Source organism: Paenibacillus piscarius (assembly GCF_022234545.1).
Lineage (GTDB): Bacteria > Bacillota > Bacilli > Paenibacillales > Paenibacillaceae > Paenibacillus_AQ > Paenibacillus_AQ piscarius.
The window spans coordinates 286,327-301,206 of record NZ_JAIEUI010000002.1 but is presented as its reverse complement, the minus strand read 5'-3'; the positions used below and the strand labels follow the sequence as shown (position 1 = coordinate 301,206).

13 protein-coding genes are annotated in these 14,880 nt (G+C 55.4%); 8 read left to right on the top strand and 5 right to left on the bottom strand.

What is annotated here, in order from left to right; translation table 11 throughout:
* Window positions 1-339: 339 nt before the first annotated feature.
* Both K1558_RS05025 and K1558_RS05020 read right to left on the bottom strand, forming a co-directional pair.
* Complete coding sequence (locus tag K1558_RS05025; RefSeq protein WP_238650495.1) at window positions 340-1,362, bottom strand: sugar phosphate nucleotidyltransferase; 1,023 nt, start codon at window positions 1,360-1,362, stop codon at window positions 340-342.
* A 16-nt stretch (window positions 1,363-1,378) separates the two neighbouring features.
* Window positions 1,379-2,179, bottom strand: a complete 801-nt coding sequence (locus K1558_RS05020) for a DUF6492 family protein (protein WP_238650298.1) — start codon at window positions 2,177-2,179, stop codon at window positions 1,379-1,381.
* Between the two features lie 224 nt (window positions 2,180-2,403).
* Here K1558_RS05020 and K1558_RS05015 point away from each other — a divergent pair, with 224 nt between their 5' ends.
* The 6 genes from K1558_RS05015 (at window position 2,404) to K1558_RS04990 (ending at window position 9,498) form a co-directional block, all read left to right on the top strand.
* Window positions 2,404-3,162 carry a YheC/YheD family protein gene (locus K1558_RS05015; protein WP_238650297.1) on the top strand — a complete coding sequence of 253 codons (759 nt, stop codon included), beginning with the start codon at window positions 2,404-2,406 and terminating at the stop codon, window positions 3,160-3,162.
* Window positions 3,163-3,431: 269 nt separating this feature from the next.
* Window positions 3,432-4,451, top strand: a complete 1,020-nt coding sequence (locus K1558_RS05010) for a LacI family DNA-binding transcriptional regulator (protein ID WP_238650296.1) — start codon at window positions 3,432-3,434, stop codon at window positions 4,449-4,451.
* Window positions 4,452-4,558: 107 nt separating this feature from the next.
* Window positions 4,559-5,554: an ABC transporter permease gene (locus K1558_RS05005; protein ID WP_420800405.1), complete on the top strand. Its 996-nt coding sequence runs from the start codon at window positions 4,559-4,561 to the stop codon at window positions 5,552-5,554.
* 27 nt (window positions 5,555-5,581) lie between these two features.
* Window positions 5,582-6,457: a carbohydrate ABC transporter permease gene (locus tag K1558_RS05000; protein WP_238650493.1), complete on the top strand. Its 876-nt coding sequence runs from the start codon at window positions 5,582-5,584 to the stop codon at window positions 6,455-6,457.
* 32 nt (window positions 6,458-6,489) lie between these two features.
* Window positions 6,490-8,127, top strand: a complete 1,638-nt coding sequence (locus tag K1558_RS04995; protein WP_338019670.1) for a type 2 periplasmic-binding domain-containing protein — start codon at window positions 6,490-6,492, stop codon at window positions 8,125-8,127.
* Between the two features lie 15 nt (window positions 8,128-8,142).
* The gene (locus K1558_RS04990; protein WP_238650294.1) at window positions 8,143-9,498 is read left to right on the top strand and encodes a glycoside hydrolase family 30 protein; all 1,356 of its coding nucleotides are present in this window, start codon (window positions 8,143-8,145) and stop codon (window positions 9,496-9,498) included.
* A 196-nt stretch (window positions 9,499-9,694) separates the two neighbouring features.
* Here the strand turns inward: K1558_RS04990 and K1558_RS04985 are convergent, their stop codons facing one another.
* Complete coding sequence (locus K1558_RS04985; RefSeq protein WP_238650293.1) at window positions 9,695-10,717, bottom strand: ABC transporter substrate-binding protein; 1,023 nt, start codon at window positions 10,715-10,717, stop codon at window positions 9,695-9,697.
* A 175-nt stretch (window positions 10,718-10,892) separates the two neighbouring features.
* On the opposite strand from K1558_RS04985, the gene K1558_RS04980 reads away from it, so the two are divergent.
* Window positions 10,893-11,408, top strand: a complete 516-nt coding sequence (locus K1558_RS04980; RefSeq protein WP_238650292.1) for a hypothetical protein — start codon at window positions 10,893-10,895, stop codon at window positions 11,406-11,408.
* Window positions 11,409-11,476: 68 nt separating this feature from the next.
* Here the strand turns inward: K1558_RS04980 and K1558_RS04975 are convergent, their stop codons facing one another.
* Both K1558_RS04975 and K1558_RS04970 read right to left on the bottom strand, forming a co-directional pair.
* Window positions 11,477-12,751, bottom strand: a complete 1,275-nt coding sequence (locus K1558_RS04975; protein ID WP_238650291.1) for an MFS transporter — start codon at window positions 12,749-12,751, stop codon at window positions 11,477-11,479.
* A 10-nt stretch (window positions 12,752-12,761) separates the two neighbouring features.
* Complete coding sequence (locus K1558_RS04970) at window positions 12,762-13,400, bottom strand: TetR/AcrR family transcriptional regulator (protein WP_238650290.1); 639 nt, start codon at window positions 13,398-13,400, stop codon at window positions 12,762-12,764.
* A 207-nt stretch (window positions 13,401-13,607) separates the two neighbouring features.
* Here K1558_RS04970 and K1558_RS04965 point away from each other — a divergent pair, with 207 nt between their 5' ends.
* Window positions 13,608-14,654 carry a LacI family DNA-binding transcriptional regulator gene (locus tag K1558_RS04965; RefSeq protein ID WP_238650289.1) on the top strand — a complete coding sequence of 349 codons (1,047 nt, stop codon included), beginning with the start codon at window positions 13,608-13,610 and terminating at the stop codon, window positions 14,652-14,654.
* The last annotated feature ends 226 nt before the right edge of the window (window positions 14,655-14,880 follow it).

Here is a 14,880-nt window from a genome sequence, read left to right as displayed (position 1 = left end):
GAGATATCCCGATCCGCCTGCCAAGGCCGTTTGGGATATCTTTTTGTATTTGTCTATGCTCGCAAGCAGGCCCACGGACTGAACGTATGTTAAAAACAGCATACGTTTGCTCACAAGCAGGCACAAGGACCGAACGTATGTGGAAAACAGCATACATTCTGCTCGCAAGCAGGCACACGGCCCGAATGTATGTGGAAAACAACATACATTTGTTCACAAGCAGGCACACGAACCGAACGTATGCGGAAAACAGCATACAGCACAGGTTTCTAGAAACGCGACTAATATAAAAACGCTACTGACATAACGTTCATAACGTTGCCAGCAGCGTTTTTTTAATCAGGGGCAGTCGCGCCTCTGCTGCCTATCCTCCATATCCTCCGCCAGAATCTCCTTGATCCGGTTCGCTTCCTTTCTGTCGGCGATCAGGATGCCTTCGGGACCAGCTATAGCAACTATACCGGAGACCCCAATGACATGCAGCGGCACCTCCAGCTCGTTAATCAGCTGGCTGTTCCCGCATTCTCCCCATAATCCGCCTGCTCCAATGACCGGTGAGGGCAGCCGGTCCGCCAGCGTATCCCAGCTTCCCAGGTCGGACCACTCCCCAACATGACTGACGACGACTGCTGTGGTGCAGTGCTCCGCCACCTCCTTGTCGAAGCTGCGCACCGGGAGATCCGGGTACTGGGCAGTCAACGCCGCCCATTCAGCAGGCAGCCCCAGCCGCTCCAGATGCTCCAGCAGGAAGCTCAGCCGTGAAGCGAATACCCCGCAATTCCATAAGGCCTGTTCCCGCATCAGCTCCAGGGCTGTAGCCTTATCCGGTTTCTCTGCAAAAGATAACACCAGAGCATACCCGCCTGGGTCCTCCTGTGCCGGGACGATATAACCGTATTGCTCCGAGGGATAGCCAGGTCTCGTTCCAACCAGGAGAAGCTCCGCTTGCGAGGCGGCCAGGACCGCTTCAAATTGATGAAACTGAGCGAAGAAATCATCGTCCGCGAACATATCCGCCGGAGCGATGCAGATGATGTCCTCCGGCTGTGCCTTTCCGGTGCCAAGCAAGTGCAGGGCACCCGACACGGCAGCAGTGAAGGTCCCGCGTTTGCACGGCTCCCCGATCACCGGATACCGGCCTCCGGTATGCTGCCGGATGAGTGGCAGCTGCTCCTGATGGGCGACAAGCAGCAGCGATTCATCCAGTCCGGCCTGAGCGAGCTGGCGGCATACCCGCCCGATCATCGATTCGGTGCCGCCGTCCGGTGCAGGAAGCAGCGGCAGGAACATCTTGGAGCGGATGCTGCCGGACAGAGGCCACAGCCGCTGGCCGGAGCCTCCGCACAGCAGAATAATATGCATCACATTTCTTGCCTCCTTAGGGCTTGCCCGGAATGGAGTATCCCTTCCGCTGATGGAAGGACAGCGAACGGTAAGTACGGGCGTACTTGCTCAGTTGCTCTTTCCCCAATGAGGCAACCGGGGTCTTCAGCGATTTATTAAGGGCATTCTTGAGCAGCACAGAGCTGCGGTTTGTGCTGTACACATAGTTGGCATAGGTTTCGTATTCAGAGAAGCCGAACTGCCGCTGCTTGTTAATGGAGCGCAGAATAGCGGCGTGCCAGGACATGCCGTGACGGGCTTCGATTTTTCTTTTGAGGCTGGCCAGCTTCGCGGAATCAAACAGCATATAGTGGGTCACGAACGACTTGGGCGAAGGCGCAGGGGAGCCGAGCAGCTTGCGGTAGGTGCGGAAATACTCCGGCTGGCTCCAGCTGCGGCAATAGAAGATGCTTTTTCCGCCAGAAAGGAAGCGGTGGGGGCGAATCAGCACCGTATCGGCATCGATGACCAGGAAATACTTCTCGCGGCACACCTGATCCCCATTCATCTTCAGCAGCTGCTGATACAGCCAGCCGGAGCGGTTCCAGCGGGAGGAGGAATAGCGTATGGCTTTCTTGGTGAACGGCAGAGCAGTGGTTTCATTGACAAAGATGCAGCTTTTGCGGGAGCACAGCTGTCTGATGCTGCTATTCTCAGGCGAGACAATGTAGATATTGCTGATTGGGTGCCGGACATAACGGCGGAGACTATCTATGGCATAGGGGAGGGTGGCGAGATCTTTTGCGATCGCAGGGATCAGGACGTCGATTGGAGGAGCGCTGGAAGTAGCAGACATGAGTTCATCTCCATACATATATTGACATTTGAGCGTCTTCCCTAGGGTATGCCTGCGGGATTGCAGTGGAGAGGGCAAATATCCTGCACGAGTTAATTTTTTCCATACGGGACATCTGATCTACTCCAGAGCACTTCCGGCGGCATAGGATGCTGCGTATGTGAGTATGTAATTTTATGTAAAAATGGAGCCGAGATCTCCAACCCGGACAGGAGAGTGCATAAGTGACAGCCAAACAGGTTCATTCAGGAGTGAGCAAGTGGTATAAGACACAGCTGCTGCTTAAGAACGAGACGGTCAAGTCTTTCATCCCCGACACCCGGAGATTCAACAGGCGCAATCTGGAGCAGATGATGCACAGCTATGGAATGATCTACATCAAGCCGGAACGGGGAACCTATGGCAATGGCGTGATCCGCGCCGAGCGGGTGAACCAGCAGGGGTACATGTATCAATATGAGGAGAGCGTGCGCCGGTTCGCTACGTTTGATGCTTTTCATCACAGTCTGGCGAAGCGAATCGGCAAGCGGAGCTATCTGCTGCAAAAAGGCATCCACCTGCTGAAGCATAACGGGCGGCGCTTCGACATCCGGGTCATGGTGCAGCTCAGTCCCAAGGGGGTATGGGAAGCGACCGGAATCATCGGCCGGCTGGGGCATCCGCGCAAGATCGTGACCAATTACCACAGCGGCGGCAGACCGACCGCAATAGAACAGCTGCTCTCTACCCATTTGTCTGCGCAGCAGCTCGCACAGCTTAAGGGGGACATGAACCGGCTTGGCGTCCGCATCGCGTCACAGCTGCGGAAGACCTATCCGCACCACCGGCAGTTCGGGGTAGACATCGGACTGGACCGCGCATTGAAGCCGTGGATTATCGAAGTGAACATGAACCCGGACCCCTACATTTTCAATCAGCTCAAGGATAAGTCGATGTACCGCAGAGTGATGAGATACCGGGGGCTGGGCCAGAAGCGGAAATGAGAGTACAACACTCGGCTGGCGACATTGTGAAAGAGAGCATGTCTCCAGCCGAGGCTGTCTGCCCTATAAGACATAGCGGACTTCCGGTATTTTATAGTAAAATAAGATAAATTTGATGACGGGTCCTCCCCTGAAGGGCGGATATTCAAGGCAATCACTAAGCGTATAAAGGTGGCAGGACAAGCTCATGAGAAAAAGGGTTGTGTTTAAAACGGTTTCATGTTACTTTAGAGTCAATAAAAACGTTTTTATTACAGAGGAACATTGATATGGGAAAGATAACGATCAAGGATGTGGCCAGAGAGGCCGGAGTGTCTATCTCCACCGTCTCCAATGCCCTGAATGATGTGGATGTGTTAAGCCCGGAGACAAAGTCCCATGTGCTGAAGGTAGCGCAGCGGCTGAACTATGTCCCGAACCTGAACGGCAAGCTGCTGAAGTCCGGGACGACCAAGATGCTGGGATTTTTCACTACAAGTGTGTCCGGTCCTTACTTCTACAAGCTGGTAGAGTCGATGGCCCGGCAATGCGACCGTCTCGGGTATGGCCTGAACGTCTTCGTCACCAAGGACAAACAAGTGATTATGAGCAATATTCTCGGGCGGCGCGTGGACGGCGTCATTATCTATGAAGAGCTGGGCATCGACGAGCAGGACATTGCTGCTATGCGGAAGGATAAGATCAAGGCGGTTTTTCTGGACCGGGTGCTGGAGAATGAGGGCATGGGCAGCATCATCTTCGATTCCTATGAATCCGGTTATGAGGCGACGAAGTATCTGGTCAGCCTGGGGCATAAGCACATTGCCTATATCTCCGGGGTGGATACGATGTTCGACAGCGTGCAGCGGCGGGAGGGGTATCTGGCGGCGCTCCGCGAGTATCAGCTTCCGGTGGATGAAGATTACATCATTCAGGGCTACTTCGAGGAGGACAGTACCTACAATGCGGTAAAAGCCTACATCCGCCAGCATCCCGCGAAGCTGCCCGATGCCTTCCTGGCCGGCAACGACATCAGCGCGATGGGCTGTATCCAGGCGCTTAAGGCGTGCGGCTATGAGGTTCCGCAGGACGTCAGCGTCATGGGCTTCGATGATATCGATATTGCCCCTTACTACTCGCCTCCGCTTACCACGGTACGGAACCAGATTGCCCGGCAGGGAATGCTGGCGATTGACCATCTGGTCCGCCTGATTCAGGAGAAGGAGCAGGGCGCTGTGCAGAAGCTCCAGGGAGAGCTGGTGGTCAGAGGCTCAAGCCATGTGAAGCTGGACCGCAGCGGGCGCAAGTAGCAGACTGATTTTTACTATATTTCATTCAGGGGGGATTTTCTGTCCAAAAATAAAAACGTTTTTATCATATTGAATCATTCAATTCTGCATCAGGAGGGGAGCCGAACGTGAACAAATCAGCAAACGTAATATCCGCCCCGGCAGCGCCGGATTCCAGGCCGCCAAATGCGAAGAAGCCCATGGGGCAGCGCTTCAAGGAATTTGTAACCGATTACAAAAGACAGTGGGAAATTCAGTCGATGGTGCTGCCGGGCGTTATTTTTATGATTATTTTCTGCTACATACCCATCTACGGGCTGACCATCGCCTTCAAGAACTACACAGTTATCGACACGCTGTCCTCCGCGCCTTGGGTGGGCCTGGACAACTTCCGCATCATTATGTCAGACGAATATTTCTGGGATGCGGTCATCAATACGCTGGGGATCAGCTTCCTGAAGCTGGGCATCGGGTTCATCATTCCGATTATCCTCGCCATTATGATCTACGAGCTGAACATGGGCCGCTTCAAAAAATTCGTCCAGACCATCTCCTATCTGCCGCATTTCCTGTCCTGGATCGTCCTCGGCGGGATGCTGATTACCTGGTTCTCCACCTCCGGCCTGTTCAATGAGCTGCTGCTCAGCCTCGGGCTGATCTCGAAGCCGGCCAACATCCTGCTGGATGCAGGCAAGTACTGGTGGATTGCCACGCTGTCGGATATCTGGAAGGAAGCCGGCTGGGGCACGATTCTGTATCTGGCCATCATGGCCAAAATCGACCCGACCTATTATGAGGCGGCCCGTATCGATGGAGCCAGCCGGCTGCGGCAGATCTGGAATATTACGATTCCGAATATGAAGGCGATTATCAGTCTGAATCTGATTTTGACGGTAAGCGGACTGCTTGGCTCGAACCTGGACCAGACACTGGTGCTGATGAACTCGCAGAACCGTGAGAAAGCAGAGGTCATCAACTCTTATGTCTACCGTATGGGGATGACGCAGGGCGATTTCTCTTATGCCACCGCTGTCGGGCTCGGTGTCTCGATCGTATCGGTGATTCTGCTTGTTGCCGCCAACTCCGTCACCCGTAAATTAAACGACAATCAATCTGTGTTATAAGGGGAGGTCTTGCTTGTGAATCGGAAAATGGTTGCAGGAGACCTCGACGGCCGGATCTTCGATGCGGTCAATAAGGTGCTCCTGGTTGTATTCATGGTCGTTATACTCGTTCCGTTATGGAACGTGATTATCTCATCGTTCAGTTCGGGCCGGGCGCTGGCTGAGGGCGGCTTCATCTTCTGGCCCAAGGAATTCTCGCTGGAGAATTACCGCGCTGTGTTCAATGACAGCAGTATCGGGCAATCCTTCCTCGTCTCCGTTGCCAAGACTTTTATCGGCGTCATCACCCATGTATTCTTCTGCGCCATGATCGGCTACGGGCTCAGCAAACGGTACATCCGCGGCCGCAAGCTGTATGTGGCGATGGGTGTAATTACGATGTTTTTCTCCGGGGGCATGATTCCGACTTATCTGCTCATTAAATCGCTTGGACTGCTGAACACCTTCTGGGTGTACATTATTCCGGCACTATTCAGCTACTACGATGTGGTGATTCTGATGAACTTCTTCCGCAACGTACCGGATTCGCTGGAGGAATCGGCCAAGATTGACGGGGCGGGGGACTGGCATATTTTTCTCAAAATCTTCATTCCGCTCTCCATGCCCGCCATGGCCACGATCGCCCTGTTCAACGGGGTGGGACAATGGAACGACTTCATGACCACGAAGCTGTATGTGACGAATCAGGCGCTCTACCCGCTGCAGATGAAGCTGTATGAGATTATCGTGCAGTCGCAGACCCAGTCGATGCAGAACATCGGGGGCTCTGTCGTGATTGAGACCACCACCAAAGGGGTGCAGCTCGCGACTATTGTCATTACCACCCTGCCGATTATCGCCATGTATCCGCTGCTTCAGCGGTATTTCATCTCCGGCATGATGGTGGGCGCGGTCAAGGAGTAAACATTAACTATAATTTGGGAGGTCATACGATGATGACAAGAAACAAAGTTCCGGGACACAAGGCGGTTAAGCTCATGCTGCTTCTGCTCGCGGCGATGCTGGTTGTGGCAGGCTGCGGCTCGGGCGGCGGCTCCAAGGAGGCCAGTGAAGTGTCTATTGAGGACCGGTATACTCCGGACCCGGAGACTCCGGCCTGGCAGCTCGATAAGAAAAGCGAGACAACGCAATTAACCTGGTATGTCAACGCGGACTGGTGGAATACGGATTTTGGCAAGGATGTGGTGACCAAGAAGATCAAGGAGGATCTGAACATCGACATCAAGTTCATTACCGGGGATGATACGAAGCTGAACACCTTCTTCGCGGGCGGCGATATGCCGGATCTGCTGACGATCTTCGATTCCAACTCTCCGGTTGTGCAGAAGGCGGCGACTTGGGCGCAGCCCCTGAACAAGCTCGCTGAGAAATACGATCCGTATTTCACCAAGGTGGCGGCAGCCGATACACTGAACTGGTTCCAATCGAAGGACGGCAATACGTACGGCTATCCTAACTATTCCAATACGCAGGCGGATTATGACAGCGGCAATATTCCGGCGAAGACGGCTTTTGTGATCCGCAAGGATGTGTATGAGGCTCTGGGCAGCCCTGATTTCGCGACCCCGGAAGCGTTCCGCAAGACGATGAGCGAGATTAAGAGCAAGTTCCCGGACATGATTCCCTTCGGGTTCAACGCTGTCGGTGAAGGCACCGGCTCGCTGGGCGATGTGCTCCAGGACTTCCTGGGTGTACCGCTGGAGACCGAGGACGGCAAGTTCTACAACCGCAATCTGGATGAGGATTATCTGACCTGGCTGCGGACGCTGAATGCCGTGTACCGGGACGGGGCGATCAGTGATGACAGCTTCGCGGATGACGGAACCGGCTTTGAGGAAAAGGTCAAGTCCGGCAAATACGCGACAATGCTGCTTGATGGTACGCCGCAGCAGGGCGGGAATCTGCAGATTTTCATGAGTGCTAATCCAGGCAAGGAATATATGGCCGTTGACGGTCCGCAGAGCACCGTAGGGCATGAGCCGACGCTGAACCAGTCCGGCATTACCGGCTGGATGATCAGCTATATCACCAAGAATTGCAAGGACCCGGCCAAGGCGATTCAGATCTTCACGTATCTGCTGAGCGAGGAAGGGCAGAAGCTGATGAACTACGGTATTGAAGGTGTGACCTATAAGACCAACGCAGACGGTACGGTGGAGCTGCTGCCTGAGGTGAAGGACCTGCAACTGAACAACGCGGATAAGTTCAAGAAGGACTACCGGATGGGCGAATTCATGTTCTTCGGGCATGACCGCCACAAGGCGCTGAGCAAGGATGCCTTCCCGGAAGCGATCAAGCAGATGCAGGAATGGGGCAAGGGCAAGCTGAAGCCGCATTTCATTCTGGAGAACACCAACCCGGATCAGGGGACGCCGGAAGCGCGCGGTCTCACCGCGATTAATACGAACTGGAATACGACGCTGGTTAGTATGATCCGGGCCAAGGATGATGCCACCTTTGACAGCGTTCTGGCGGAGCACAAGGCCTTCCTGGATAAGAACAGCTGGGACAAAATTGTAGAGGTCCGCAGCGAGAAGATGAAGGCCAATAAGGCCAAGCTCGGCATTCAATAAAAGGGAGGGGACAACATGCCGGATATCATCATATACCGTTCCAGCGGGGAGAACAGCCTGTTCGTGGAACAGCCTGCTGCGGCACTGCCGCAGGCTCCCGCTGGCAGCGTTACGGTCACCGTAGACATCGATCCGGGCCGGACGTATCAGGAAATGGATGGCTTCGGAGCCTCCTTCACTGATTCGGCAGCTTACCTGATCCATCAGGTGCTCGGCGAGGACCAGCGGACAGAGGTGATGCGGAAGCTGTTCGATCCGCAGCAGGGCATCGGCTTGTCCTTCCTGCGCAATCCGATGGGTGCATCGGACTATGCGAGAACGGTCTACAGCTATAACGATCTGCCTGAAGGCGGGAGCGATCCGGAGCTGGCCGGTTTCTCGATCGCCCATGATGAAGCGGATATTATTCCGCTGGTGCAGCAGGCTTTGAAGCTGAATCCTGAGCTGAAGCTGATGGCTTCGCCCTGGAGTGCGCCGGGCTGGATGAAGACCAGCGGCTCGATGATCGCCGGGCGGCTGAAGCCGGAATATTACGGGGTGTATGCGGAATATTTTGTCCGCTACATTCAGGCCTATGCCGCATACGGCTTGCCGGTCTATGCCGTCACGGTGCAGAATGAGCCGCTCTATGAGCCTCAGCATTACCCCAGCATGCTCATGCTGCCGGAGGAGCAGCGGGAGTTCATCACGGATTATCTGAAGCCTGCCTTCAGACAGTACGGGCTGGCTGCCAAAATCTTCTGCTACGACCACAACTGGGACCGGCCGGATTATCCGCTGTCGGTGCTGGAGGGAGCCGCGTCCGAGGTGGATGGGGTAGCCTGGCATTGGTACGGCGGTGCGGCTGCTGCACAGTCGGAGGTGCTGGCGGCGTACCCGGAGCATGAGGTCCATTTCACCGAAGGCTCCGGCGGGGAATGGATTCCCCCGTTCGAGCAGGCCTTCTCCAATGTGATGCGTACCGGGATTGAGATTCTGCGCAATCACAGCAGGTCGTTCGTGCTGTGGAATCTGGCGCTGGATGAGCAGAACGGCCCCACCGTCCCGGGCTTCGGCGAGAGCACCTGCCGCGGCGTGGTGACTGTCAACCAGCAGACCCGGGAGCTGACGTATACCCTGGACTATTACGCGCTGGCACATTTCAGCAAGGTGATCCGTCCGAGGGCGGTCCGCCTGGCCTCTGACGCCAGCCGGGAGCACCTGCGCTCCGTCGCCTTTCGCAACAGCGACGGCACGCTGGCCGCCGTGCTGTTCAACGACAGCGACGCCGAAGAGACCGTGTCTGTACGGCTGGCAGGGGAAGCGCTGCTGACGCTTACCATCGCGGCGAAGGGTGCGGTATCGGTGAAGGTTGGCGGCGAGCGGGAGTAGGAATTTTGTGTAGACAAAGACATAGGCTGCCGGGATTACTCCGGGCAGCCTATGTCTTTATTGGGATGAGTGTGCTGGTGCGTAAGCGGAATGTATGCGGAAAAGCGAATACATTCGGCGTTACATGTGCGCGTGGTCCAAATGTATGCGGAAAAGCGAACATATTGGTTAGTGGGCCAGCGCGATATTTTTCTAACTACTGTTTAGCTTTGAAAATACCCGCGATTTCATCCAGCAATCTATCCAGCGTAATCGGATCGTCGAAGTTATATTTGCTGTCAAGGATATGCACGCGGCCTTCCTTGACGGCGGGAATAGCCTTCCATAAGCCGCTGTCCATCAGGGCGGCCTGTCTAGCAGCGGTCTTGTCGCTGTTGTCGGTAAGGAGGAAGAGATGGGTGCCGATATACTGCGGCAAAACCTCGTCAGATATGGTTACGAACCGTTCATCGGCAGTAATCAGCTTCTGCACGCCTTCCGCCGGCTTGAAACCGAGGCGTCCGAACAGCGTTTCGTTCAGGCCTTGGTTGCCCATGATGTACAGATCCTGGCCCAGGACAAGCAGGGAGGTGGCTGTCTCGCCTTCCTTCAGGTTAAGCTGCTTCTTCACAGCGTCTACCTTCGCCTGATAATCCTTGAACCACTGATCCGCAGCATCTGTGCGGCCGAACAAGTCCGCGATTTGCCGGACACGCTCCTCCGTCGGGAAGGTGCCGTCCAGTCCTACCACCACGGTCGATGCAATTTTGCTTAACGCTTCGATTCCGGTCTCGTCCCAGTCGTCGAAGATAATCAGGTCCGGGGACAGGGCCAGAATCTTCTCGGCGGAGAACGGGTATCCGACATCTTCAATCCCTTCTAGCAGGTCAGGATAGGCCACTTGTGTACCAATGACGCTTAAGGTAGCTCCGGTCGGCTTGATACCCAGCGCCAGCAGGTCACCCGGGTTTCCGCCGACATAGACTATTTTCTTGGGATCGGCCGGAATCTCAACCTCCCGTTTCTTGTAATCCGTGAACATCCGTGTGGTAGCGGCGGCTTCCGTTGCAGCGGGGCTGGCGCTGGCGGCAGGGGATACGGCAGGTTCGGTAGCGGCAGTGCCGGCAGTGGCCTCGGCAACGGCGGAATTTGTATTGCCCGGCTGGCCGCAAGAAGCTAGGACAAGTGTGAAGAGAAGAAGAGTGAGGGGCCAGAATAGAGTTTTTTTGGGGCTTTTCATAAGTTGTTCTCCTTTGAGGTTTGTAGTGTATGTATTGATTATGATAATCATTATCATATAGTGATATGCTCATATCATAGAGAGGAATCCAGGAGTTGTCAATCAAAATGGAAGCACTGGCGGCCGTAAAATGATAGAATAGTAGTCATAGTCTTTTACGGGGAGTGAATTTCTTATGAAAAAGATTGCAGCCGGCGTCATTGCCGGAGCAATACTGATGGTGGGGGCACAGGCGCTGGGCGCTTCGTCTTCACTGGTAGGAAAGGCCATTCAAGCGGAGTATACGGTAAAGGTGTATGGCAAGAAGCTGGCTGATCCGGCCATTGTCATTGACGGCAAGAGCTATGCACCCGTCCGGGCGATTGGCGAATTGGCAGGATTCAATGTGTCGGTGAAGGGCAAAACGATCAGTCTGGACGATAAGGTGCAGCAGGCGCCTCCGTTGTCTGACGAGAGAAGCTCTCTGGTCGGCCCGGCACCGGTGAGTACCCCTGATCCTGCGCTGACTGCGGCTAAGAGCAAGATCGAGATTATTGACGAGAAAATTGATTCCGTGGTAGATAATATCCTTGCCACCAGCAGCCTGCTCAAAGCAAGCCCCGGCAATGCCGATCTGAAGCAGAGGCTGGAGCAGTACAAGGCAGACTACGCGGATCTGCTGAAGCAGAAGGACCAGGAACTGCAGAAATAAACAGGATGCCCCGCAGCCGTGTTGCGATTGATCACGGTCTGCGGGGTATTTTAACGCCAAAGGATGCTCTAGCTTGCCCGCTCAGCCGCTGAAGTGCTGTTGTTATTCGAAGTCAGCCTGCGGACCAGCGGGGGCAGAGCGAACGCATAGAACACACAAACGAGCAGCGTACATACCGCGAGAAGATAGTGCAGCCAGGTGACGGATACGATAGCCGGAAAAGCCAGAGCAACCAGCCCAAGCGCCAGCGAATGGCCAAGCATCATGGCGGGCTCAATCAGAGCATTGACGCGTCCCATATTCCTCGGGATGACCAGCTCCGGCAGCCAGCTGCCGATGGCAATGTTCACCGGAGCAATGCAGAATCCTTCTATAAGAACGAGCGGAAGATAGACCCAGACGCTATTCGCCGAGCCAAGGGCAACAATAAGCAGGCTGGACAGCAGCAGTCCGGTGACCAGCACCCGGGTCCGTGTGAACCGGCGGATCAGCGGGGAGGCAGCCAGACTTCCGGCCAGAAATCCGGTGCCCAGGCACAGAGTAATAAGAGAGGCATGAAGCATATAGGAATCGGGGCTGAGCTTGTATTTCATCGTGAAAATGGGCAGAACCGCAAACACGCCATTGACGATCCCGAAGAACAGGAAGCCGGAGATGAGCGTCAGGAGCAGCTTGTGGCTTAGGATGTAGCGGAGACCTTCCAGGAAATCTCCGATAAGCCGTGGGAAACGGATATCCCCCAGGGCGTGGCGGCCGCCGGGCATCCGCACATCCTCATGGAACCGGCAGCTTAGAATAAGCAGTCCGGAGAGGAGGAAGCTGATGCCGTCGATCAGAATGGCGCCCTCAATGCCAAGGAAGCGGTAGGCGAATGCGCCGAGGCTCATGCCGAACAGCATGAACAGCCCCATCACCATCTGGTTCAGGCCGGCGGCCTGCACATATTGCTCCTGGCCGATGCTGCCCTGCAGCAACCCCATCTCGGCAGGACCGAAGAACTTCGCCACCGCGCTGCGCAGGAAGAGCAGCAGGAAGCACAGGGTCAGCAGCTCGTAATGCAAGGCAGCGAGGAGCAGCAGCGTTAATCCGGCCCTGATCCAATCGCTGTATACTGCTATTTTGGCGCGGTCAAGCAGATCGGCGATCACTCCTACCAGCCAGAACACGGCCAGAGTAGGCAGAGAATACATCAGCTCAGCGGTTGCCGCCAGCGCTGGACGTGTACTGAAGTGATCGACCAGATAGTAGGCAAAAGCCATATTTCCAACTACCGTTCCAAGCTGGGAAGCAAAGTTAGCCAGGAACAGCCTGGTGAAGACAGGGTTGCGAAAAAGCGCGGACATATATTGCCTCCTATTCCTGAACCGCCGGATGGAGCGGTGGATTCAGCAGCAGCTTCAGATAATCAAGCAGTGCTTCGATCTGCAATTCCGTATGGGCTAGCTCCGGCCCGACCGCCAGGGTATGTGTGAAAATGCCCTCCTGATATGCGGCTGCAATCCTTGTTATTTGGTCGAGTGGCAGCACCGGGCTGAATTCTCCACGCTCCACTCCTGTACGAAGCACCCCTTCTAAGCGTGAAAGTCCTGTCTCGTACCGCTTCAGCAGCAGGCTCCGCCGCCGTGCATCCCTTGAGCCGCCCAGGAAATACTCATAGAAGGCTGGCATGAAGCTTCCGCCCGGCATCCGCATAAGATCCGTCTTCTGATCCGCGTACATCCGGGTAACAGCATCCCAGATTGTAGGCTGCTTAGCTGTCAGCTCCGCCAGATATGCCTCATATTCCATGTCCTGCTGGTCCAGCAGCGCCTCGAAGATTTCCTCCTTGGTCTGAAAATACAGATAGATCCAGCCGCGGCTCATTCCTGTTTCATCCAGGATATCCTTGAAGGTAGCGGCTTCGTAGCCTTTGGCGGTGAATACCAGCTTCGCAGCATTCAGGATTTTGGAGCGCCGTTCTTCCTTCTGCTGATCGGAGATTCTTGGTGACATCCGGATTCCTCCTTGATTATAATGACACATGCGTCATTTTTATTATAATGACACGGTTGTCATTTTACAAGCGGCGATTGCAATTGCTGGAGGAATAATGTGAGCTGGGGGAGGAGACGTGTGAGGAGAATGATATGGAGAGTTTTGCAAGAGAGCGCTATACATTATTTTATAACACGTGTTATACTTCCCTTGAGGTGCTGAACTATGGGCAAAAAAAGAGTGACCAGCTTCGATGTAGCCAAACGGGCAGGCGTGTCCCGCAGCGTCGTCTCTGCGGTGCTGAACGATACGCCAGGCATAGGGGTTGGGGCAGATACACGCGAGGCGGTGCTGGAAGCGATCCGTGAGCTGAATTATCATGTGGATGCAGGTGCGCGCAGCATGAAGACGGGAAGAAGCATGACGCTTGCCGCTTACGGGGATACACGCCATCCGCTGTTCATCCGGCTGCTGGAGGGGATGCAGCAGGAGTCTGAGCTGAGCGGGTATCATATCCTGCTCTGCTCGCCGCGTCCCAAGGGGAATGATGGCGGCAGGGCCGAGCTGCTTGAGCTGTATCACCAGCGGAAGATCGACGGCATTGTTACCCTGGACCACACCAGCTACCGGGATGAGGAGTGGGCCTCCCGCGTCAGCGCTGCGGGAGTTCCTTACGTCTCCGTGGAAGGGTACGCAGAAGTGCCGGATGTACACTCTGTACTGGCTGATTATTCAGGCAGTGTGGCGACCGCATTGGATTATCTCATGCGGGAGGGTGTAGCCCGGCAGCCTGGACCGGTCTACGCCGAGGTCTATCATGAAGCTGAGGGTGATAACTGGGCGGAGCGGAACCGGCGCGACGCCTACACCGGCTGGTGTGAGGCACACGGGGTGGAGCCGGAGGTTATCCGCATCAAGGAGCATGGCGGCGCGTGGACAGAATGCCTGCAGGGGCTAGCGGGAGAACCCGTCCAGCCGAATGCGCCGCTCCTGGTCAACTGGTCGAGCGCGATCCCCGAGCTCTACCGTGCAGCCCATAAGCTGGGCCTGCGGATCGGCGAAGATGTGCGCATCATGGCCGCCGACAATACGATCCAGGGCCACCGGCTCAGCCTGCCCTCCCTAAGCTGCGTTGAGATCCCCTATGTAAGTATGGGGGAAGAGGCGGTACGCTGCCTGCTTCAGCAGTTGAGCGGCGCGAACGGGAACAAGGCAGTTCAGGCCAAGAAGATCTGGCTCCCGGCCGTCTTAAGGGCGGGGGAAAGCGCGTAGAGGCTGGTGAGAGTGGAGCTAAAGCGGTTGGATGCCGGGGAGTGGAATTAAAGTGCTTAGATGCTGGGTAGTGGAGTTAAAGTGCTTAGATGGGAACGGTAATGGAGATAGTCCCGTTGGCAGCGTGGAGTGCGCCGGATGGGCTGGCGGCTGAGAGTAAGAGGGATAAATCCCTCTGGCCCGGCTGAAAGTGGGCTGGATGCGGGAATGAGAGGGATAAATCCCT